The 21,245-nt window shown below is 64.0% G+C and carries 20 protein-coding genes, 4 tRNA genes and 1 pseudogene; 7 read left to right on the forward strand and 18 right to left on the reverse strand.

Features of this window, described 5'->3' with window-relative positions:
* Positions 1 to 811: 811 nt before the first annotated feature.
* The gene (locus AC097O_RS20415; protein WP_479594687.1) at positions 812 to 1,462 is read left to right on the forward strand and encodes a TetR/AcrR family transcriptional regulator; all 651 of its coding nucleotides are present in this window, start codon (positions 812 to 814) and stop codon (positions 1,460 to 1,462) included.
* Positions 1,463 to 1,548: 86 nt separating this feature from the next.
* Positions 1,549 to 2,076 carry a PEP-CTERM sorting domain-containing protein gene (locus AC097O_RS20420; protein ID WP_479589282.1) on the forward strand — a complete coding sequence of 176 codons (528 nt, stop codon included), beginning with the start codon at positions 1,549 to 1,551 and terminating at the stop codon, positions 2,074 to 2,076.
* A gap of 66 nt (positions 2,077 to 2,142) precedes the next feature.
* On the opposite strand, the gene fumC is transcribed toward AC097O_RS20420, so the two are convergent.
* From fumC to AC097O_RS20440, 4 genes are all read right to left on the reverse strand, one after another.
* Positions 2,143 to 3,528: a class II fumarate hydratase gene (gene fumC / locus AC097O_RS20425; RefSeq protein WP_479594688.1), complete on the reverse strand. Its 1,386-nt coding sequence runs from the start codon at positions 3,526 to 3,528 to the stop codon at positions 2,143 to 2,145.
* Positions 3,529 to 3,597: 69 nt separating this feature from the next.
* The gene (locus AC097O_RS20430; protein ID WP_479594689.1) at positions 3,598 to 4,551 is read right to left on the reverse strand and encodes an MBL fold metallo-hydrolase; all 954 of its coding nucleotides are present in this window, start codon (positions 4,549 to 4,551) and stop codon (positions 3,598 to 3,600) included.
* A gap of 160 nt (positions 4,552 to 4,711) precedes the next feature.
* Complete coding sequence (locus AC097O_RS20435; protein ID WP_479594690.1) at positions 4,712 to 7,564, reverse strand: response regulator; 2,853 nt, start codon at positions 7,562 to 7,564, stop codon at positions 4,712 to 4,714.
* Between the two features lie 30 nt (positions 7,565 to 7,594).
* Positions 7,595 to 8,902 (reverse strand): ATP-binding protein, encoded by a 1,308-nt coding sequence (locus AC097O_RS20440; RefSeq protein ID WP_479594691.1) that lies wholly within the window; start codon positions 8,900 to 8,902, stop codon positions 7,595 to 7,597.
* Between the two features lie 146 nt (positions 8,903 to 9,048).
* Between AC097O_RS20440 and AC097O_RS20445 the strand changes: the two genes are divergently transcribed.
* Together AC097O_RS20445 and murI are read left to right on the forward strand one after the other, a co-directional pair.
* The gene (locus tag AC097O_RS20445) at positions 9,049 to 10,611 is read left to right on the forward strand and encodes a fumarate hydratase (protein ID WP_479594692.1); all 1,563 of its coding nucleotides are present in this window, start codon (positions 9,049 to 9,051) and stop codon (positions 10,609 to 10,611) included.
* Entirely contained in the window at positions 10,608 to 11,426 is an 819-nt protein-coding gene (murI, locus tag AC097O_RS20450) for a glutamate racemase (protein ID WP_479594693.1), read from the forward strand. Before AC097O_RS20445 ends, murI begins: the two co-directional genes overlap by 4 nt.
* On the opposite strand, the gene AC097O_RS20455 is transcribed toward murI, so the two are convergent.
* The 12 genes and pseudogenes from AC097O_RS20455 to AC097O_RS20510 all read right to left on the reverse strand — a co-directional run.
* Positions 11,423 to 11,881 (reverse strand): N-acetyltransferase family protein, encoded by a 459-nt coding sequence (locus tag AC097O_RS20455; RefSeq protein WP_479594694.1) that lies wholly within the window; start codon positions 11,879 to 11,881, stop codon positions 11,423 to 11,425. The genes murI and AC097O_RS20455 overlap by 4 nt on opposite strands.
* Positions 11,882 to 11,893: 12 nt before the next feature.
* Positions 11,894 to 12,364: a DUF2269 family protein gene (locus AC097O_RS20460; protein ID WP_479594695.1), complete on the reverse strand. Its 471-nt coding sequence runs from the start codon at positions 12,362 to 12,364 to the stop codon at positions 11,894 to 11,896.
* Complete coding sequence (locus tag AC097O_RS20465) at positions 12,361 to 12,732, reverse strand: DoxX-like family protein (RefSeq protein ID WP_479594696.1); 372 nt, start codon at positions 12,730 to 12,732, stop codon at positions 12,361 to 12,363. Before AC097O_RS20465 ends, AC097O_RS20460 begins: the two co-directional genes overlap by 4 nt.
* The gene (locus AC097O_RS20470) at positions 12,729 to 13,244 is read right to left on the reverse strand and encodes a hypothetical protein (RefSeq protein ID WP_479594697.1); all 516 of its coding nucleotides are present in this window, start codon (positions 13,242 to 13,244) and stop codon (positions 12,729 to 12,731) included. Before AC097O_RS20470 ends, AC097O_RS20465 begins: the two co-directional genes overlap by 4 nt.
* On the reverse strand, positions 13,234 to 14,370 hold the full coding sequence (locus AC097O_RS20475; protein ID WP_479594698.1) for a saccharopine dehydrogenase family protein: 1,137 nt from the start codon (positions 14,368 to 14,370) through the stop codon (positions 13,234 to 13,236). The genes AC097O_RS20470 and AC097O_RS20475 overlap by 11 nt, the downstream gene beginning before the upstream one ends.
* A gap of 172 nt (positions 14,371 to 14,542) precedes the next feature.
* Positions 14,543 to 15,178: a DUF6806 family protein gene (locus tag AC097O_RS20480; protein WP_315225233.1), complete on the reverse strand. Its 636-nt coding sequence runs from the start codon at positions 15,176 to 15,178 to the stop codon at positions 14,543 to 14,545.
* Positions 15,179 to 15,315: 137 nt separating this feature from the next.
* A complete protein-coding gene (locus AC097O_RS20485; protein WP_479594699.1) occupies positions 15,316 to 15,537 on the reverse strand; it encodes a hypothetical protein in 222 nt (73 codons plus the stop codon).
* A 47-nt stretch (positions 15,538 to 15,584) separates the two neighbouring features.
* Positions 15,585 to 15,669: transfer RNA gene (locus AC097O_RS20490), tRNA-Leu, on the reverse strand.
* Between the two features lie 190 nt (positions 15,670 to 15,859).
* A tRNA-Gly gene (locus AC097O_RS20495) sits at positions 15,860 to 15,935 on the reverse strand.
* 66 nt (positions 15,936 to 16,001) lie between these two features.
* Positions 16,002 to 16,075 (reverse strand) — tRNA-Cys (locus tag AC097O_RS20500).
* Between the two features lie 57 nt (positions 16,076 to 16,132).
* A tRNA-Gly gene (locus tag AC097O_RS20505) sits at positions 16,133 to 16,208 on the reverse strand.
* 101 nt (positions 16,209 to 16,309) lie between these two features.
* Positions 16,310 to 17,473, reverse strand: a pseudogene (locus AC097O_RS20510) (pyridoxal phosphate-dependent aminotransferase); the annotation flags it as partial.
* A 69-nt stretch (positions 17,474 to 17,542) separates the two neighbouring features.
* On the opposite strand from AC097O_RS20510, the gene AC097O_RS20515 reads away from it, so the two are divergent.
* Positions 17,543 to 17,728 (forward strand): hypothetical protein, encoded by a 186-nt coding sequence (locus AC097O_RS20515; RefSeq protein ID WP_479594853.1) that lies wholly within the window; start codon positions 17,543 to 17,545, stop codon positions 17,726 to 17,728.
* Here the strand turns inward: AC097O_RS20515 and AC097O_RS20520 are convergent.
* Positions 17,725 to 18,996, reverse strand: coding sequence for a branched-chain amino acid ABC transporter substrate-binding protein (locus AC097O_RS20520; RefSeq protein WP_479594700.1), 1,272 nt, complete (start codon positions 18,994 to 18,996; stop codon positions 17,725 to 17,727). The two genes, AC097O_RS20515 and AC097O_RS20520, sit on opposite strands and share 4 nt — an antisense overlap.
* 92 nt (positions 18,997 to 19,088) lie before the next feature.
* Here AC097O_RS20520 and AC097O_RS20525 point away from each other — a divergent pair, with 92 nt between their 5' ends.
* On the forward strand, positions 19,089 to 19,445 hold the full coding sequence (locus AC097O_RS20525) for an Hsp20/alpha crystallin family protein (protein WP_479594701.1): 357 nt from the start codon (positions 19,089 to 19,091) through the stop codon (positions 19,443 to 19,445).
* Here AC097O_RS20525 and tsaD read toward each other — a convergent pair.
* Positions 19,442 to 20,515 carry a tRNA (adenosine(37)-N6)-threonylcarbamoyltransferase complex transferase subunit TsaD gene (gene tsaD / locus AC097O_RS20530; protein WP_479594702.1) on the reverse strand — a complete coding sequence of 358 codons (1,074 nt, stop codon included), beginning with the start codon at positions 20,513 to 20,515 and terminating at the stop codon, positions 19,442 to 19,444. The two genes, AC097O_RS20525 and tsaD, sit on opposite strands and share 4 nt — an antisense overlap.
* 29 nt (positions 20,516 to 20,544) lie before the next feature.
* On the opposite strand from tsaD, the gene AC097O_RS20535 reads away from it, so the two are divergent.
* Complete coding sequence (locus tag AC097O_RS20535) at positions 20,545 to 21,192, forward strand: ANTAR domain-containing response regulator (RefSeq protein ID WP_479594703.1); 648 nt, start codon at positions 20,545 to 20,547, stop codon at positions 21,190 to 21,192.
* Positions 21,193 to 21,245: the final 53 nt, after the last annotated feature.

Genomic DNA, 21,245 nt, shown 5'->3' on the forward strand with positions numbered 1-21,245 from the left:
CTTCTCCACCGCCCACTTCTTTTGCTCTGCCGTGTATCTCTTGTGTTTCATGCTTTGTCTTTTGCCGCCCATCTTTGCCATTAAATGTTGAGGCGACATCTATCCTGACATGGAGGGGATGGCAGATGGCATAGTCACCTCAAAAAAAAGTTTTCTTCGACTGGCACTTTCACGATTGTTGTTAAGCGTGACACACCAACTAGCGAGACTAGGGTAATAGCAAACACTCCGGGGTTCTCGGATGATTTACTTTTCACAAAGTCAGTGAGTCCTATCCGGATTTGTACAAGGTACGAAAAGTGTGAGGGTGAGCCGATAGCTTGTCTACCTACACTTATTGAGGAGCCCGGCGCAGTACTTCCAGGACGCTGGGTTCAGGCTCCATCATCTCCAAGATATGACCCCAGGGCAGGGGATGGAAACCCGACTACTCCAGGCATCCGATTTGGCCCCTTCACTAATCAAGAGTGCAATGCGTCAGGAAGCGGTTGGGCAGCGCGAATTGGTACATGTGGAAAGGGCACAAGCATGCAACCTAATCCGATGGGGTGGCAAAGCTGCCAGTTGGTTGAGGTTAGAACAAAAAGAAAGTAGGAGTCTGGGAAATAAAAAGTGTCGTGGCGGTCGCGAGACGGACTTGGCCATTATGAAACCCAGGGAAGGCGGTTTTGCCAGATTTTCAGGCCCATTAACCGTAACTATGAGGCAAAGACATAGGTAAAAATGGACCGTTGCGGTCGATTTGCAGCTAAAACTCTTTCTGCCAGACAGACACCTAAACAGGCCGCCGCTTTCTCCTACACTCCGGGCTATGAAAGCGTCCGCCCCCGCCAAAAAGCCGCCACCCCGCACCAACGACCCCGAACGCACCCAGGCCGACATCCTCACCGTGGCCACCCGCGAGTTCTCGGAAAAAGGCTTTGCCGGGGCCCGCATCGACCTGATCGCCGAAGCCACGCGCACCAGCAAGCGCATGATCTACTACTACTTTGGTAGCAAGGAAGCCTTGTACCTGAAGGTGCTGGAAGATGCCTACAGCCGCATCCGCAAGATCGAGAGCGAGCTGCAGCTGCAAGACCTGGAGCCCATCGAGGCCCTGCGCACCCTGGTCAACTTCACCGTGGACTACGAGCGCACCCACCCCGACTTCATCCGCCTGGTGATGAACGAAAACATCCAGCGCGGTGCCTCCCTGGCCCGCAGCACCACCATCCAGCAGCGCAACGCCACCGCCATCGACGGCATCAAGGCGGTCTACCAGCGCGGCGTGGCTTCGGGCGTGTTCCGCCCCGGCCTGGACCCGGTGGACCTGCACATGTCGATCAGCGCCCTGAGCTTCTTCAACGTCTCCAACCGCCACACCTTCGCCCTCATTTTCCAGCGCGACATGGACAGCCCCGAAGCCGTAGCCCAGCGGCGGGCCAATGTGGTGGAGATGCTGCTGCGGTATGTGAGGGCCTAGCCCTCCAGCCTGTAAGCAGTTACCCCTAGTAGCGTTGGCGCGGACTGTCCGACAATTTGGCGGTTCATACCCACAGGAGTTATCCCATGCGGTCATTGTTCCTTGCCCTGGCCTTGCTCACCACGTCGATCGCCACCCAAGCCGGCGTGGTGACAATGAACTTCACGGCCAGCCCCTTGTCGGTCAGCGCGCCGGTTTCTTCGATCAGCGGCAGTTTCACCTGGGAGGCCAACAGCCTGACCGACCCGATCCAGAGCTTGCTATCTGTAGACCTGGCCATCGCCAGCCACACCTACACGCTGGCCGAACTCGGATTCGGCAATTTCACCATCGGCGCGCTGCCGTCCACCGTCTTTGGGGTCGCCTCTGCCGCCAATGCCGATGACTTCCTGTTCCAGTTCAACCCCTCCAGCACCAACCTCGGTTTATTCGCCTTCAGCGTACAGGGAACTACCGACCGGATCTGGTTCGCCGAGGGCGGCAGCAGCCGCTTTTCTTTCGCCAACGAAGTGCCCGAGCCGGGCACGCTGGCGCTGGTGACCCTGGCGCTCATCGGAGCCATAGTGGCCCGGTCGAGGACGCAGCCGCAGCCTAAGGTCGGGTTCACAAAATAATGGGAAATTGGCAGCCAGCGCCCATCCCATAAGCACAAGCAGCTAGTTTTTAGATAGCAAATATCCTCAGCGCCCCACCATATCTCCCGGCACCACCCACTGGTCAAACTGGGCACCCGTTACGTAACCCGAGGCCACTGCGGCTTCGCGCAGGCTGCTGCCGTCCTTGTGGGCTTTTTTGGCAATAAACGCGGCCTTGTCGTAACCAATGTGGGTGTTCAGCGCAGTCACCAGCATCAGCGAGCTGTTGACCAACGCCGTGATGCGCTCGCGGTTGGGCTCGATACCCACGGCGCAGTGGTCGTTGAAGCTGACCATGCCGTCGCTCAGCAGGCGCACGCTTTGCAAAAAGTTGTGCGCCACCATAGGGCGGAACACGTTCAGCTCGAAGTTGCCCGACGCGCCGCCGAAGTTGATGGCCACGTCGTTGCCGAACACCTGGGCGGCCAGCATGGTGACGGCCTCGCTCTGGGTGGGGTTGACCTTGCCGGGCATGATGCTGGAGCCGGGCTCGTTTTCGGGAATGCTGAGCTCGCCGATGCCGCTGCGCGGGCCACTGGCCAGCCAGCGCACGTCGTTGGCGATCTTCATCAGGCTGGCGGCCAGGGTTTTGAGCGCGCCGTGGGCATGCACCAGCGCGTCGCAGCTGGCCAGGGCCTCGAACTTGTTGGGTGCGGTCACAAACGGCAAGCCGGTCAGCCGGGCCAGTTCGCCCGCAGCGGCCACGGCGTAGCCCTTGGGCGCGTTCAGCCCGGTGCCCACGGCGGTGCCGCCCAGCGCCAGCTCGCACAGGTGGGGCAAGGCCGCCTGGATATGGCGCGCGCCGTGGTCGAGCTGGGCGACATAGCCCGAGAACTCCTGGCCCAGGGTGAGCGGCGTGGCATCCTGCAAATGGGTGCGGCCAATTTTCACGATGCCATCGAATTCGGCGGCCTTGTGCGCCAGGGTGTCGCGCAGCTTGCCTAGGGCCGGCAGCAGCTTGCGGGTGATGGCATCGACCGCCGCCACGTGCATGGCCGTGGGAAACACGTCGTTGCTGGACTGGCTGCGGTTCACGTCGTCGTTGGGGTGCACCAGGCGGTCTTCGCCGCGCACGCCGCCCATCAGCTCGCTGGCGCGGTTGGCCAGCACCTCGTTGACGTTCATGTTGGTTTGCGTGCCCGAGCCGGTTTGCCACACCACCAGCGGGAACTCATCCGGGTGCAGGCCCGCGATCACCTCGTCGGCGGCAATGGCGATGGCCTGGGTTTTGGGCGCGTCTTGCAGGCCCAGCGCCTGGTTGACCACGGCCGAGGCCCGCTTCACCAGCGCCAGCGCGCGGATGATTTCGCGCGGCTGCTGCTCGCCGGAGATGTCGAAGTTCTGCAGCGAGCGCTGGGTCTGCGCACCCCACAATTTGTCGGCGGGGACTTCGATGGGGCCAAAGGTGTCGCGTTCGGTACGGGTGGTCATGGGGCAATGTGGCGGGGTTGAGAAGCCCAAATGGTAGCGATTCTCAACAACCCGCCCAGGGGTGCGGCCTTAGCGTGGTATGACGTAGTTCACCGGCACCCAGCTATACGCCTTGCCGTTGGCACGCACCCGGCCCAGGCCGGGGAAGGCGATGTGCGCTGCAGCCACCACGTAGCCGCCCTTGGCGGCATCGGCGAAGGCGGCCTTGCGCTGCACGGCGGCGTTTTTGGCATCGCTGTCGAACGCAATCGTCACGGCAGGGTCGTCAAACTGTACGGCGGCCACGTGGATCAGGTCGCCCCAAATCACCAGCTTCTGGCCCTTGCTTTCCACTACGTAAGTGCTGTGCCCGGCGGTATGGCCGCGCGTGGCGATGGCCTGGATGCCCGGCACCAGGGTGGTGGTGCCGTCAAACGCCGAGAAGCGCTGGGCCTGGACGTAGGGGTTCAGCGAGGCCATCGCGCCCTGGAAAAAGCCCTTGGAATCGGCGGGGGCCTTGTCCAGGTTGGCCTGGCTGAGCCAGAAGTCGGCATCGTGCTTGTCGGCGCGCACGGTGGCGTTGGGGAAAGCCATTTTGTCGCCGTCCACCAGGCCGCCCACGTGGTCGGGGTGCATGTGGGTGATGTAGATCTCGTCCACCTGCTCGGGCTGGTAGCCCGCGGCCTTGAGGTTGGCCACCATTTTGCCCAGCGTGGGGCCGAACAGACCGGCGGCCCCGGCATCGATCAGCACCAGCTTGCTGCCGGTGTTGACCAGGTAGGCGTTGACCGAGGTTTCCAGCGGGGCCGCCAGGTAGGACTTGGCCAGGGCCTTCTGCACCTTGGCGGGCGTGGTGCGGGTCAGCAGCTTGTCTACCGGCAGATCCACCGTGCCATCGGACAAGGCGGTGACTTCAAAATCACCCAGCGCCATGCGGTAGAAGCCGGGGGCCTGGGTCTTGGCCATGGGCGCGGCGGCGTGGGCGGCGGTGGCGGTGAAGGCGGCGGCCAGGGCGGCGCGGAGAATGGTCTGGGCAATATGCATGGTGGTGGCAACAGTAGTGGAGTTGGAGCGCCATTCTGCGGCGTTTTGTAAACCTGCGCACCCTGACGGGTACTGCGGGAATTACATGCCAAATTGGCCCCTCACGCCCATTTGAAAAGCACAAGCAGCTATAAACTCGATAGCACCCAAGCGACCAGGCTCAGACCGGAAACAAGGCCATTTCGCCCAGCATCTGCTCGGCCTTGTCAAAGTCGAATTCAGCCAGCGCAGCGCACACGCGCTGGGCCGCACCGGCGTGTGGCCCGCCTTGCAGCAAGGAGGCCAGGTCGTTGGCGGCCTGGGCGGCGGCGGCATCGCTGTCCAGGATGTAGGCATGCAGGCGCAGTACCAGGGTCTGCAAGGTAGCGGCATCGGGCGGGGCGGTGCGGCCACGGGCGGTGTTGCCCAGCTGCTGCAGGCCGGGCTGTACCACCGCAATGGCATGCAGCAGGTCGGCCAGCAGCGCATCCAGGTGGGCAGCGGGCGAGACATTGGCGCAGGCGGCTTCCAGCGCGGCGGCGGCACGCTCCACCGCCTGTGCCCCAACGTTGCCCGCTGTGCCACGCAGGGTGTGGGCGCAGCGGGTGGCACTGGCGGGGTCGGGGTCGCTGCGGGCCTGGGCGAACTGGTCGGCAAACTCGCCCACACTGGCTGCGAAGCGCTGGAGCAAGCGGCGGTACAGGGCGCTATCCAACGCGCAGCGCGCCAGCCCGCGCCCCGTGTCGATACCGGGCAGCCAGGGCAGGTCGGGAGCGGAAGGCTCGGTGGGGCGGGTACCAGCGGGCGCCAGCGGCTCGCTGTCCACCGGTGCCGCCGGGCTGACCCAGCGGGCAATGGTGGCAAACATGGCCTCCACGTTCAAGGGTTTGGCGATGTAGTCGTTCATGCCCACGGCAATGACCTTGTCGCGCTCGTCCACCATGGCGTTGGCCGTCATGGCGATGATGGGCAGCTGCGCCCAGGCGGGGTTGCGGCGGATCTGCGTGGCGGCGGTATAGCCGTCCATCACCGGCATCTGGCAGTCCATCAGCACGCCGTCGAAGGGCCTATCCAGCGCGCTGTCGCGGTACAGGATGTCCAGCGCCTCCTGGCCGTGCTGGGCCACCGTCACCTGCATGCCCGCACGGGTCAGCAGATGGGTGGCCAGCTCCTGGTTCAGCGCGTTGTCTTCCACCAGCAGCAGGCGCGCGCCCCGCAGTTTTTGCCGGGTGTCACTGTGCAGGGCGCGCCGGTCGCGCACCGGGGGGCGCAGGGTGGAGCCCAAGCCCAGCGCCAGGCCTATGGCATCGGCCAGGTGGGCGCGGGTCACCGGCTTATGGACCACCGCGCGCAGCGGCACCTGCCGCTGGCCGGCCAGGCCCAGGATTTCGCCGTGGCCGTGGGCGGTGACCAGCACCACCGGGGGCGCGGCGGCCAGGTGCTGGCGTTGCAGCTCCAGGGTGCAGTCCAGGCCGTCCATCAAGGGCATTTTCCAGTCCATCAGCACCAGGTCGAAGGGCTGGTCCTGGGCCAGGCTCTGGGCGACCTGGCGCAGGGCATCGGGGCCATCGGCGGCCAGCGTCGCCACCATGCCCAGGCTGGTCAGCAGGCTTTGCAGGATCTCGCGCGCCACCGCCGTGTCGTCTACCACCAGCACCCGCAGGCCGTGCAGCGCAGGCGTGTCCACCGGGGTGGGCGGGGCCAGGCTGTCGGCGCTGGCGGCCTGGATGCCCAGGTAGGCATGGAAATGGAAGCTGGAGCCCGCCCCGGCGACGCTCTCGACCCAGATGCGCCCGCCCATCTGCTCGACCAGGCCTTTGGAAATGGCCAGGCCCAGCCCGGTGCCGCCAAACCGGCGGGTGATGGAATTGTCGGCCTGGGTGAAGGATTGGAACAAGCGGGCGCATTCGTCCGGGGTCATGCCGATGCCGGTGTCCTGCAGCCAGAAATGCAATCCGCCCGATCGCCCGCCCGGCTCTTCGGGCAAAGCACGCACCCCCAGCAGGATGTGGCCGGATGCGGTGAACTTGACGGCATTGTTGCCCAGGTTGGTAAGGATCTGGCCCAGCCGCAAGGGGTCGCCCACGCGCGCGGTGGGCAGGTCGGGTGGCAGGTCGAAATGGAGCTCCAGGCCTTTGTCGGCGGCCTTTTGCCCGATCAGGTTGGCCAGGTTGTCCAGTACCTCTTCGAGTTGGAAGTTGAGCATTTCGATGCCCAGCTTGCCCGCCTCGATCTTGGAGAAGTCCAGGATGTCGTTAAGGATGCCCAGCAGGTTCTCGGCCGCCCGGTTCAGCTTGGTGATGTAGTTGCGGGCATCGGGCGCCAGGTCGAGCTCCAGGGCCAGATGCGACATGCCGATGATGGCATTCATGGGCGTACGGATTTCGTGGCTCATATTTGCCAGAAAGTCGCTTTTGGCCCGGTTGGCCTCCTCGGCCTGCTCTTTGGACCGGGCCAGCGCAACATGCGCGGCCTGCAGGCGCTCTTGCTCCAGCACCAGCTGGACGGTGCGCTCCTCGACGCGCTGCTCCAGGATCTGGTTGAGCGCGCTGTAGCGCAAGTCGGCCAGACGCAGCTGCTGGATGTGTTGGTAGGCCCGCAGCGAGGCCATGGTGGCGGTGTAGAGCTTGTCTGCGGTGATGTTGGTTTTATTGATGTAGTCGTTGATGTCGAAGTCGCGGATCACCTGCCGCTCGGGGGCCAGGCCAGGCTGGCCGGTGCGCAGAATCAACTGCACGGCAGTGTTGCCCAGGGTGCGGCGGATGTGGTCAACCAGGTCCAGCCCGGCGGTATCGGTCTCCATCACCACGTCGATGAAGACCAACGCCCAGTCGCTGTGCAGCGCCAACTGTGTGCGCGCCTCGGCCGCGCTGTAGGCGCTGGTGAACTCCACCGCCCGGCCCTGGTACTCGCAGTCCCGCAAGGTCAGGCGGGTGATGACGTGGACCTCGGGCTCGTCGTCCACCAACAAGACGCGCCAGGGCGCGCCGCGCGCAAGCGCAAGCGGACTGCCGACAGCAGATGGCTTAAACATGTGCCTTTGGACGCTCTACAGTGCGATGGCTCATGGGCTGGCCACTTGCTTGGGCAGGTGGCAGGTGAACACAGCCCCCTGCCCCGGTGCCGTCTGCAACTGGATTTGCCCGCCCAGTTTTTGTGTCACCAGGTTGTAGACCACGTGCATGCCCAGCCCGGTACCGCCACCCTGGCGGTTGGTGGTGAAGAAGGGGTCAAACACTTTGTGGGCCACCGCGTCGTCCATGCCTCGGCCGTTGTCGCGGTAGGTCAGCACCGATTCCGTGGGCGTGTCGGCCAGCGCAATGTGGATTTGCGCATCGGTCTGTCCCGGCGTAAAGCCATGCACCAGCGAGTTGCTGATCAGGTTGGACAAAATCTGCGACCAGGCACCGGGGTAGCTGGTCAGCACCAGATCGGCCGGGCAGTCCACCGCGGTGGCCACGCCGGCCTGGCGCAGCGCCTGCTGGTGGGTCAGCAGCAGGTCCTGGATGTAAGCCAGCGGCTGGAAACTGCGGATGGCATCGTGTGTCTGGTCTACCGCCACCAGCTTGAAGCTTTTGACCAGGGCCGCAGCCTTCTCCAGGCTGATGAAGATCGAGTGCGAGAGTTCCTTGGAGTCGGCCAGAAACCGCTCGAAATCCGGCTGCTCCAGTTGGCCCGCGCGGAACTTGGTCTCCAGCTGCTCCACCATGTATTTGAAGTGGGACGAGCCCGTCAGCCCCAGGCCCACCGGGGTGTTGATCTCGTGGGCGATGCCGGCCACCAGGCCGCCCAACGCCGCCATTTTTTCCGCCTGGGCCAGATCGTGCTGGGCCGCCTGCAGGCGCAGCTCGGCAGCCTGGCGCACCTGGACCTCCTGGGCCAGCAACGCGTTGGCCTGCACCAGCTCCTGGTTGTGCCGAATCACCAGAAAATCGGCCTCGATGCTTTTCTTGAGCTCCCACATCAGCTTCATGTAGGCCTCGGGGTAGTGGCGGGTCTTGCTGTCGAGCACGCAGATGGTGCCAAACATCTCGTTGGGCTGCCATTCCAGCGGCACCCCGAGGTAGGAGATCATGTTCAGCTTGACATCGGGGTTGTGCTCCCACTGCGGGTCTTCCAGCGCATTGGGCACGTGCAGCAGGTCGCGGGTGGCCATCACGGTTTCGCAGTACAGGCCGGTGTCGAGCGCGGCTTTCTCGGCGTGCTCATAAGGGTTGCCTTCCGAGGTACTGGACAGCAGCACCTCGATCTGCTCAGGCAGCACCCGCATCATCAAACCCGCTGGCACATCAAAAATGCGGGCCATGACATTGATGGTGTCCTGCCACTTCTGGAGGAATTCGGGTGGAATCTGGTCGCTTTCATGGGACATCGCTTTTCTCCATAGGGCACACCAACACTGAACGTTATATGGCGCACCTGCCCGCGTCAAGCTCCTGGCCCCGCCCTACCCAGCGGTGATAATTGCAGGGTTTTCACCCCCGTCCGCCCCACTCCAACCATTAGCCAGGCACCCCCATGACCGCCCAACCCACGTCCATCCGCCAAGCCGATCTGATCGAATCCATCGCCGCTGCCCTGCAGTACATCAGCTACTACCACCCCACCGACTACATCGCCCACCTGGCCCGCGCCTATGACCGCGAGCAAAGCGCGGCGGCCAAGGACGCGATTGCGCAGATCCTGACCAATAGCAAGATGAGCGCGACCGGCCAGCGCCCCATCTGCCAGGACACCGGCATCGTCAACGTGTTCCTCAAAGTGGGCATGGACGTGCGCTGGGAAGGCTTTACCGGTAGCCTGGACGACGCGATCAACGAAGGCGTGCGCCAGGGCTACGCCCACCCCGATAACACCTTGCGCGCCAGCATCGTGGCCGACCCGCAGTTCGACCGCAAGAACACCAAGGACAACACCCCCGCCGTCATCGTCACCGAGATCGTGCCCGGCAACACCGTGGACATCACCGTGGCAGCCAAGGGCGGCGGCAGCGAGAACAAAAGCAAGATGGTCATGCTCAACCCCGGCGATTCGGTGGTCGATTGGGTGCTGAAAACCGTGCCCACCATGGGCGCAGGCTGGTGCCCGCCGGGCATGCTCGGGATCGGCATTGGCGGCACCGCAGAAAAAGCCGTGCTGATGGCCAAGCAAAGCCTGATGGACGACCTGGACATGTACGAGCTGCAGGCCAAATCGTCGGCGGGCGGCGCACTCACCAAAACCGAAGCCCTGCGCCTGGAGCTGTTCGAAAAGGTCAACGCCCTCGGCATCGGCGCGCAAGGCCTGGGCGGCCTGACCACCGTGCTGGACATCAAGATCAAGATGTACCCCACCCACGCCGCCAGCAAGCCCGTGGCCATGATCCCCAACTGCGCGGCCACCCGCCACGCCCACTTTGTGATGGATGGCAGCGGCCCGGTGTACCTGGACCCGCCGAGCCTGGACCTGTGGCCCAACGTCAACTGGACCCCCGACTACAACAAAAGCAAAAAGGTCGATCTGAACACCCTGACCAAAGCCGAAGTGGCCAGCTGGAAGCCCGGCGACACCTTGCTGCTCAACGGCAAGATGCTCACCGGCCGCGATGCCGCCCACAAGCGCATCCAGGACATGCTGGCCAAGGGCGAGAAGCTGCCGGTGGACTTCACCAACCGCGTCATCTACTACGTCGGCCCGGTCGACCCGGTGCGTGACGAAGCCGTGGGCCCCGCAGGCCCCACCACCGCCACCCGCATGGACGGCTTCACCGAGATGATGCTGGCCGAGACCGGCCTGATCTCGATGATCGGCAAGTCCGAGCGCGGCCCGGTCGCCATCGAAGCCATCAAAAAGCACAAGAGCGCCTACCTGATGGCCGTGGGCGGCGCCGCCTACCTGGTCAGCAAAGCCATCAAGACCGCCAAGGTAGTGGGCTTTGCCGATCTGGGCATGGAAGCCATTTACGAATTCGACGTGGTCGACATGCCCGTGACCGTGGCCGTGGACGCAGGCGGCACCAGCGCCCACATCACCGGCCCGGCCGAGTGGCAAAAGCGGATTGCGACCGGCGAATTCAAAAATATCGGAGTTGTTGCCGCTTGAGTTCACAGCCTATTGGCGTATTCGACAGCGGCATTGGCGGCCTGAGCGTCTTGCAGGCGCTGCAGGCTGCCCTGCCGCTGGAGCATTTCGTCTACCTGGACGACAGTGCCCACGCGCCCTACGGCGAACGCGACGATGCGCATGTCATCGAGCGCTCCCGCGCCATCACCGCCTACCTGCGCCAGACACACAGCATCAAGGCCCTGGTCATCGCCTGCAACACCGCGACCATGGCCGCCGTCGCCCTGCTCCGTGCCGAGCACCCGGACCTGCCCATCGTGGGCGTGGAGCCTGGCCTGAAACCGGCAGCAGCCGCCAGCCAAACCAAGCACGTGGGCGTGATCGGCACGCGCGGCACCGTGACCAGCGCCAAGTTCAAGGCCTTGCACGCCAGCCTGCAAGACCAGGCCGACTTCGTCGTGCAACCCTGCGACGGCCTGGCCGATGCCATCAGCCGCAGCGTGGAAACCGGCGAAGATTCAAAAGTGATAGCACTCTGCGCCCATTACATAAGCGCCATGGGCACATTTGGCTTAAACCCTGGCGAGATCGACACCCTGGTGCTGGGCTGCACCCATTACGTCTTTGCCCAGTCCCATCTGGCCGCGCTGGTGGGCCCGCAGGTGCGGATTTTGTCCACCGGCGAACCGGTAGCGCGGCGCACGCGGCACCTGCTGGAAACTGCAGGCACGCTGGCCACCCAAGGCCCGGGCCGGGTCCAGCTCGTCACCACCGGTGAACCCGCCGTACTGCAGGCCGCTGCCCGACGCTGGCTGGCGTTTGCGACTGAGGATGCGGTGCGCTGGGCCAACTAGGCCGGTACCGCCTTGCTATAGGCGAAGAAAATTTCGTCGCGCACCCAGCCGAGTGAGTCGTACACCGACTGCGCAGCCAGATTCGTCTTGGCCGTGGTCAGGTCCATCCGCACCACGCCCTGGCTAGCCGCAAACTGCTCCGCCGCCAGCAGCAACGCCCGGCCCGCGCCCGTCTTGCGCGCATCCGGGGCCACGAACAGGTCGTACAGCACATAAATGGGAGCCGCCGCCACCGAGCAAAACGAGGGGTAAAGCTGGCAAAACCCCAGTACACGCCCGCCGTCGCCTTGCGCCACCAGGATGGTGGACTCGCCACGGGCCATGCGCGCCTGGATGAAGGTCGTAGCTAGTGGCAGGTCTGGCGCCTGGTCGTAGAACTGGCGGTAGGCATCGAACAGCGGCGCAACGGTGGGCAGGTCGTGTAGCGTAGCCACACGGGTGGCGATCAAGGACATGAACATCACTTTCTAGAAATGGGGCTTGGCAACCATCAGATAAAACACACCCAGCATCGCCACAAACGCGGGGTAGCCCAGCCATTCCCACCAGCGGGCATAGCGCCAGTAGCGCGGCGGCAAGGGGGTGTCGGCTTGCGCTGCCGCCTGGGCCATGGCCGCCATCTGGATCTGCAGCCACACCACGGGCAACCAGCAGGCCCCGGCCAGCACAAACAAACCCACCGACCACAGCAACCAGGGCGTGGTCAGCGGCCACCCGGCCAGGTGCGCCAGCAGCAAACCCGTGGCGGGCTGCACCACCACCGTGGGTGTTGTCAGCCACCAGTCGGCCCGCACCACCAGCCGCGTCACCACCGCCTGCGCCGCCACATTGCGCGTGCGGTTGGTGAAAAACATGTAAAACGCCGAGCCAAACCCCGTGCCCACCAGCACCACGCTGGACAGGATGTGCAGCCATTTGAGCGTGAGATACAGGCTCATGCGGGCTGCTTCGCCAGCACCCATAGCGCCACCGCGATAGGCAGGTTCTTTGTCAGCGGCCCCAGCGGATGCAGCCACAGCGCGGGCTCCAGCAGCGTGGCGGCGGCGGTCATCAGCAGCATCACCGCCAGCGCGGCCAGGTAAACGCGGCGACCGGGCACAAAGGCCATCGCCAGGCCCAAGCCGAGATCCAACACAGCGCCGCCCACGACCAGCAGGTGCACCCAGGAAGGGGCATGGACACCCGCCGCTCCCAACAGCGCACGACTTTGGCCATCCAACTCCCACACACTGGCGCAGGCGGTCGCCACCCAAACGAAGACCAGGCTCCAGCGCAGCCAGTCGGACTCTTTGGATTCCAGCGTCATGGCACTTCCAGCATGTTTGCCTGGGCTTGTGCCTGTTGCCATTGCTGCACTTCGCCCGCATGCCGCACCAGAAAACGGCGCAGCCTTGCAAATCGCCTGCGCGTTTGCCAATAAAAGATAGCCTCCACTACCGGGCCGATCAGCCAGCGCAAAGCTGCCGGGCCCACCTCCAGGGTGTAGGTATAGACCAACACCGACTGCCCGGGTCCGCTGGCACGGTGGCGCATGGATGCTGCCCATTGGGTAAACGGGAAGGCGCGCCCAAGCATCGTGGCAGCCGCCAGCCGAGGGCGGTCGTAAGCCACAAACTGGGTTCGCATCGACAGCCCGCGCAGCAGCCCAGCGCCAGCGCTTTCGGTCACAGCCCCTTTGAACGGGCAAGGCGCATCTCCCTGCACGCGGGTGGCGCGCACCAGCGAATCCCAACGCAAGCGCCAGTGGTGGTAGTGAAAGGCATCAAAAACCACCGCTTCGCTGGCGGGCATGGGAAATTCCAGCTTTTTATGCGCCATGGTCAGCGGCCTCGTCCACGGTATCGGTCTGCATGCCCCAGCGGGCAAATTCAGGGCCGAAGTCTTCCAGAGGCAACATGCCTACGCAGGCGAAAGCCCCTACCGGCAAGGCCCGCTGGTGGGCCAGCCGCCGAGCCAGCAGGATAGCCGCCATGCAGGGAATTTCTGGCCCGTGATCTTCCCCCGCGGCGATGTGCCAGGCGCGGCGGGCGGGCTGGCCCATGGCATCCAGCCCGGCCACCCGCACCACCATGCCACCGAGCGCCGACCCCAGAAAGTCCAGCCACGGGGCCGTGCGGTGCAACAGGCCCGCCAGCCGGGCCGGTGGGCCAATCCAGCCCCGCGAGCGCAGGGCGGCCAGCAGGGCAAACACCCGCTGCGTCAACTTCACCTCTAGCGCCGCGCGGAACACCACCCGCTGCTGCACCTGGAAGTGCGGCGGGAACAGTGCCAGGTCCGGGATATCGCACAGCGCGCCCAAACGGGGTCGCAAACGGGCGAACTGCACCGCCACCGGCTCGGCCCAGCCGCGCAAAGACTGCCACCGCCCCTCTATCCACACAGGTATGGGCTCGCCGCAATAGCCCAGCACAGCGGCCAGCGTGGCCCGTCCGCGTGGGGCGGTTTGGGCCGGGGCAATGCAGATATCGATGCTGTCGATGCGCTGCCAGCCTTGGCACAGATGCGCCACTACCGCCGACGACAAGGCAGGCACAGTGCTGACTCCGCTGATCGCTGTGCGCCCGGCGGCCTGGAACGCGGCATGCACCGCCACAGGGAAATCACAGACGAAAGCACGACCGTCGGCCAAATCGATGTAATGCGCACCGGCAGCGGCAACGGCCAGGGCCACGCGGTAATCTTGTTGCTGAAAAGGTCCAGCGGTGTGGATGAGCAGGTCTACACCCAGTTGGCGCAGGGCATGGCTGAAATCTGGATGCGCTAGGTCGATGGCAACACCCCGCGCTGCAGAGCCCAGGGTATGGGCCAAGGCATCGGCGCGGCGCGCATCGCGCCCACCCACCAGCAACTGGATGGCGGAATCACCGGCCAAGGCGCGGCAGATGCGGGCACCGAAATTGCCGTATCCGCCAAGGACCAGGATCTTCAACGTCGTGCGTCCCACGGGCACCGGCGGCGATTACCTGCCAAGGCAAAAATTTGGATGAAAATGGGCTCTTGTGCTTGATTCATAAGCGTAAGAAGCTACATATTTAATAGCATACACAGAGACAGCGCGTCAGCCCCCGTGGTGCGCGCGGACCTGTAGGCCCGGGCGCTGGAGCCCGCTCTGGCAATCAGTGCAAGTGGCGCGGCCTGCGTCCGCCGCCGCCGTGGCCACCGGCGCCGCCCGAACCGCCCGGGCCACGGGGGGGCTTGCCCAGCTCCAACGAATTCACCAGGGCATCGAAGCGCTGGGTGAACAGCTGGTCGATTTCGCGCACGATGCCGTTGAGCTCGGACGCATCGAAGTGGCGCTCCATCATGTTGATGACATCCTGCACCAGCAGATCGCGCTGCACCTGCATGATGGCCGCAGGCGTGGGGCCCACGAACAGCATCAGGAAGTCGTCGCGCGAGTCGTCGGTGGCTTCTTCGTCTTCTTCGTCGAAGTCGGTGTCGTAGAAAGTGATCTCAATAGACGCACCGCGCTCGGCCAATTCGTTCAGGCTCATGCACATTTCGTCCAGCGCCTGCTTGAAGTCTTCGTCGCCCGGCACCGTCCAGCACATCTGCAGCATGTGCTCGGTGCCGTTGAACTGGATGCCCGGCTCTTCTTCGTAGGCGCTGCCCGCAGCATCGGCCAGGGACTTGGCCCCGGCGTACTTCCACAGCGGCTTGAGCGCGTCCTGGACTTGGTGGAACGTCACGTCGGTGCGCAAAGGCACTTGGCCGTGCACATGGATTTCAAAGGGGGCGTTGTAACGGGGCATAGGGAGATATTAGGCGCTTTTAGGGGGGTTGCAAACCAGCGCGAGGAGCCGGGGCACAAAACCTTGGGGATTCCTCCCAAGGAAGAGCGCCGTTGTCTGTGGTGGATTGGAAACCTGAGGATTTTACGTGCGCGGGTTCAGTGCGCCAGCGCAGCCACCATGGCCTGGGCCGCCTGCACCGCCTCGGCACGGGTGGGCCAAGGCGTGTCGCTGCCAGCCAAAGGCGGCAGTCCTTCCACATGGACCACCTCGATAGACCACGGCCCACCTGCAAAGTAGCTCAACTTGGCCATGTAATGGCGGCCATTGGCTACGCCGGGCACGTATTCTTCGAGGGGTTCGGGAGATTCTTGTTGCATGGGATTTAGGGCAAATCCAGCATTATCGCCACGCGAAAATGCGAATCTGGTGGCTCGGACCGGAATCGAACCGGTACGACTTGCGTCGGCAGATTTTAAGTCTGCTGTGGCTACCAATTACACCACCGAGCCTGCTGTATCCACCTCGGGCCGGGACCCGAGAATAGGCATCCTGTATCACTGCACCAGAGCTGAAAAGCAGCCGCATTGTAACCCGCAGCTTGGGTGGTTTTGGCTCTGCACGCCCGGTGCTGACCGCCGTAAAACGCAAAAACAAACGGGCATAAAAAAAGGAAGCCTAAGCTTCCTTTTCTGCCAAATTTGGAGCGGGAGAAGAGTCTCGAACTCTCGACCTCAACCTTGGCAAGGTTGCGCTCTACCAACTGAGCTACTCCCGCGTTTCAAGCCTTGCATTCTAGCATGGCTTTTTATGCAAAACCCGAAATCAATCGAATTTTGAATTCTGGAGGCGCGACCCGGAGTCGAACCGGGCTAGCCGGATTTGCAATCCGGTACATAACCGCTTTGTTATCGCGCCGCACTCACTGCATTCATCATAAAAAAGGGAAGCCTGAAGCTTCCCTTTTTACCAATTTGGAGCGGGAGAAGAGTCTCGAACTCTCGACCTCAACCTTGGCAAGGTTGCGCTCTACCAACTGAGCTACTCCCGCGTTTTCAGCCTGAAATCATAACATGACTTTGGACTGATTTTGACTTGAACCGGGGTTCTTGTCGTTTGCTGCTTTGCACTCTAGGTGCGCTGCAGCAAGCCTCAAATTATAGCCCACTTTTTGAGCCTTTCCACGCCCTGCTCCAAACGGCGCAGGTCTTTGGACGCAAAACACCAGCGCAGCCAGCCCTGGGCCTCGGGGGCAAAGGCGTTGCCAGGGGCCAGGCCCAGGCCCGCCTCGGCCACCAAACGCTTGGCGGTGACCAGGGAATCCGGGTGGCCCGCCAGCTGGAAAAAGGCGTACATGCCGCCCTGCGCCGGGGCCACGCGCACGCCGGGCACGGCTTGCAGCAGCGGCACCAGGGTGTCGCGGCAGGTTTTCAGGTGCGCCACCACGCGCGGCGTGATGTTGTCGGTGCCCTGCAAGGCGGCGATACCGGCGCGCTGCACGAACACGCTGGCGCACGAGGTGTTGAACTCGATAAGCTTGCCCATGTGCGGCGTGGCGCTGGAGGGCATCACCAGCCAGCCCAGCCGCCAGCCGGTCATCAAAAAGCTTTTGGAAAAACTGTGCACCACCACCAGCCGGTCTTCGGGCGCGGCCAGGTCCAGAAAGCTGGGGGCGCAGCCGTTGGCGCTGGGTGCGTAGTACAGGCGCTCGTAGACCTCGTCGGCCAGGATCCAGGTGCCCGTGCGGCGGCAGTGGTCGAGGATGGTTTGCTGTTCGGCGCGGGTCAGCGTCCAGCCGGTGGGGTTGTTCGGGGCGTTGAGCACCAGCAGCTTGGTGGCGGGCGTGACCGCCGCCAGCAACTGCGCCATGTCCAGCGCCCAGGCTCCGTCGGCCTGCGGCTGCAGTGCGACGCAGCGCAGCCGTGCACCCAGGATGGCGGGCTGGGCGGTGAGGTTGGGCCAGACCGGCGTGACGGCCACCACCTCGTCGCCCGCGTCCACCAGCATCTGGATGGCCAGCATCAAGGCGTTGACACCGCCAGAGGTGATGGCGATGCGGTCGGCAGCGATGGGGCCATGCAAGCCGCCCATGTAGTCGGCCACCGCCTGGCGCAGCTCGGGCAGGCCTAGGTTGTGGGAATAAAAGGTCTCGCCCTGCTGCAGCGAGGCGATGGCCGCCTGGCGTATGAAATCGGGCGTGACTTCGTCGCTTTCGCCGAACCAGAAGGCCAGCACGTCGCTGCGCCCCATGCCCGCATTGGCGACTTCACGGATTTTGGATTCTTCGAGGTTCAGGATGGCTTGGCGCATAGACGGATAGGAGCTGTGGAGGCATGATTATGGTCGCCCCCGCCTGGAGATATCCCCATGCCCTACCGCGCTGTGATGTGCTGTTTTCTCGCCTTGGCGTTGGTGGGCCCTGGCTTTGCCAAAACCAAAAAAGCCAAAGGCGGCTCCCAGGTGCGCGTCCTCAAAGACTCTTCAGAGAGCACCGCCGAGCGCAACCGCCGCCTGCTGCGCGAATGCAAAGGCAGGCCCAACGCCGGGGCCTGCGCGGGCTATACCCGCTAATTTGGCCGCACCATCTTGCAAGTGGTGGGCATCTCGGCCTGGGCGGCGTTGATCTGCTTGATGACCCGAAAACCGTAGCCCGAGCCTTCCACGTCGAACTTCACACCCGGTGTGCCCTGGCGGTCCATGCTGCCCACGGCCAGGGACTGCTGGAACTGGTGGTCGGCCGCGCGCATGCTGCCAGTTTGGCCATACAAACTGGCGCTGGTGCTTTCCATACTTGTAGCTACAGCTATCAAATCCATAGTGCCGGCCTTTTCAATCGCCTGGGCCAGCGCCTCCACCATCAGCTGCATGCGCATGTGCAGATAGTCGTCGGCGGGCTTGGGAAAGCGCTGGCGAAAGGCCTGCACAAAGGCCTGGCTCTGCGCCGTGGGCGTGTTCGGCAGCCAGTCGGCCACGGCGATGACCTTGCCCACACCCGCCTCGCCCAGCGCTGCCGGAGCCCCCAGCGCGTTGCCGTAGAAGGTGTAGAACTTGCCCTCGAAGCCCACTTCGCGGGCGGCCTTGACCAGCAGGGTCAGGTCGTTGCCGAAGTTGCCGGTGATGACGGCCTGCGCGCCGCTGGCCTTGATCTTGGTGGCGTAGGGAATGAAGTCTTTGACGCGGCCCAGCGGGTGCAGTTCGTCGCCCACCAGCCGCACGTCGGGGCGCTGCAGGGCCAGTTGGCGCTTGGCTTCGCGCGCCACGGCCTGGCCGAAGCTGTAGTCCTGGCCCAGGATATAGACGCTTTTGACCGCTGCGTCGTCCTTGAACACCGCCATCAGCGCGGCCATGCGCATGTCGGCGTGCGCGTCAAAGCGGAAGTGCCAGAAGCTGCATTTCTCGTTCGTCAGCGTGGGGTCTACTGCGGCGTAGTTCAGCAGCAGCACGCGCTTGCCGGGTTCGCGGTCGTTGTGCTTGTTGATGGCATCGACCAGCACGGCGGCGGTGGCGGACGAGTTGCCTTGCAGGATGAACTGCGCGCCGTCGTCGATGGCGGCGCGCATAGCCGACAGGGCTTCTTCGTTCTGGCCCTTGCTGTCATAGCGCTCCAGCGCCAGCAGGTGTTTGCCGTCGGGCAGCGGCACGCCGCCACGTGTATTGACGCGCTCCACCGCCCAGACCAGGTTACGGAACACCGCCTCGCCGCCGTTGCCAAACGGGCCGCTCAGGCCTTCAACCAAGGCCAGCTTGATGGGCGCGGGGGCGGCCTGGGCTGACAGAAAAACCAGGCCACATAGCGCCACAGCGCACGATTTCAAGAGCGCACGTCGAAACTTAAACATCTAAAAACTTCCTTGAAATAGGGGGTGGCGCACGCAGATGTGATTCAGGCGGCAATCACTGTGAGCGCCGCGTAATGTAAACGGAGCCTACTATGTTTATCGCAGCCACCCACCCCGCTTTTGCCCGCCACAACAACCTGCGCGCCCTGCAACATTTGCTCGACGAGAAGCGCTCTGCAGGCTACCGCATCACCCAGGACGAGCATGCCTACAGCCTGCAGTTCGACGTGCCCGGCATTGCCAAGGAGCAGCTCTCCATCGGCATCGAAGGCAGCGTGGTGCGCATTGAAAGCCAGCCCGATGCGCCCCGCACCTACAAGGCCGCGTACGAGTTGCCGCAGGACATCGACGTGTCGGCCAGCGATGCGCGGCTGGAGAACGGTGTGCTGACCTTGAAACTGGCCAAGAAAGCCCCGGTCAGCAACGTCTCCAACCTGACCATCAACTAAAGCGAATCCAAGGGCCAACGCGGCTTGACGTCAAAAGCGTAAGCCCGCGTGGGTGCCTGCAGGCCCGACTGCAGGCGCATGGCACCGGCCATGGCGATCATCGCGCCGTTGTCGGTGCACAGGTGCAGCTCGGGGTAGTGCACGCGGATACCGGCCTTGGCGCAGACCGCATTGAGCTGGCTGCGCAGCGATTTATTCGCCCCCACCCCGCCAGCGACCACCAGCCTGCGCAGGCCGGTGCGTTGCAGGGCCGTCATGGATTTCTTCAACAGCACTTCGACGATGGCCGCTTGGGTGCTGGCGGCGAGGTCGGCTTTGCGGGCCTCCAGGTCGTCACCCAATTTCTTGGCCTGCGTCATCACCGCCGTTTTCAAACCGGCAAACGAAAAATCCAGGTTGCCGCTGTGCAGTAAGGGACGTGGCAACTTGAAAGCCACCGGGTCGCCTTGCTCGGCCAGGCGCGACAAGGCCGGGCCGCCGGGGTAGCCCAGGCCCATGAGCTTGGCGGATTTGTCGAAGGCCTCGCCCGCTGCATCGTCTATGGTTTCGCCCAGCATCTCGTAGCGGCCCACGCCGTCCACCCGCATCAGCTGGGTGTGGCCACCGGACACCAGCAGCGCCACAAACGGAAACTCCGGTGGGTCCACGCTCAAGAAGGGCGACAGCAAATGCCCTTCCAGGTGGTGCACGCCCAGCACCGGCTTGCCCAGGGCAGCGCCCAGCGCACAGGCCACGCCCGCACCCACCAGCAGCGCACCGGCGAGGCCAGGGCCGCGGGTGTAGGCCACCACGTCCACGTCTTGCAGGGTGTGTGCGGCTTCATCCAGCACCTGGCGGGTGAGCGGCAGCACGCGGCGGATGTGGTCGCGGCTGGCCAGCTCGGGCACTACGCCGCCGTAGGCCTGGTGCATCTCGATCTGGCTGTGCAGCGCGTGCGCCAGCAATACCGGCAAAGCCGCGCCGTCGGCGCGCACGAGCGCAATTCCGGTTTCATCACACGATGATTCAATACCCAATACCAGCACAGGCGTTCCCTCATTAATCAGGCTTGGAGTGTAGGCCCGCACCATGTTGGCGCGAATCTTGCAGGTTTTTGCGCATGAATGAAGCCCTGCGCATCGTAGTGATTGCCCCCGACCTGGACGTGCTGGACCCGCACGACGAAGCCGGCCTGCTGCAGGCCGAACGCTCGCGGGCGCTGCGCATTGGCCTGCTGGAAAACGGCTACAACCTGGTCGCCAGCCTGCCCGCCGACGTGTTCCTGACCGAGCGCCTGGCCCAGTTGCAGCCCGACATGGTGATCGTGGATGCCGAAAGCGAAGCACGCGACGCGCTGGAACACGTGGTGATGGCCACCCGCAACGCGCGCCGCCCCATCGTCATGTTTACCAACGACGACGACACCTCGCACGTGAAAGACGCGGTGGCGGCGGGCGTATCGGCCTACATCGTGGCCGGGCTGTCTGCCGCGCGCATCCGCCCCATTCTGGACGTGGCCATGGCCCGCTTCGAGTTCGAACAGGCGCTGCGCAAGGAACTGGCCGACACCCGCCAGGAGCTGGACGGCCACAAGGCCGAGCTGCTCAACCGCAAGGTGATCGACCGCGCCAAGGGCCTGCTGATGCAGCGCCAGGGCCTGACCGAGCAACAGGCCTACGACCGCCTGCGCAAGGCCGCCATGGACAAGAGCCTGAAGCTGGTGGATGTAGCCCAGCGCATCCTGGACGTGGCCGACCTGCTGGGTTAAGCACCGCGCAGTTACAGCGCACACAAACGGTGCACAATTTTGTCCGCAATAAT

Source organism: Rhodoferax sp. LS1P39 (genome assembly GCF_056521425.1).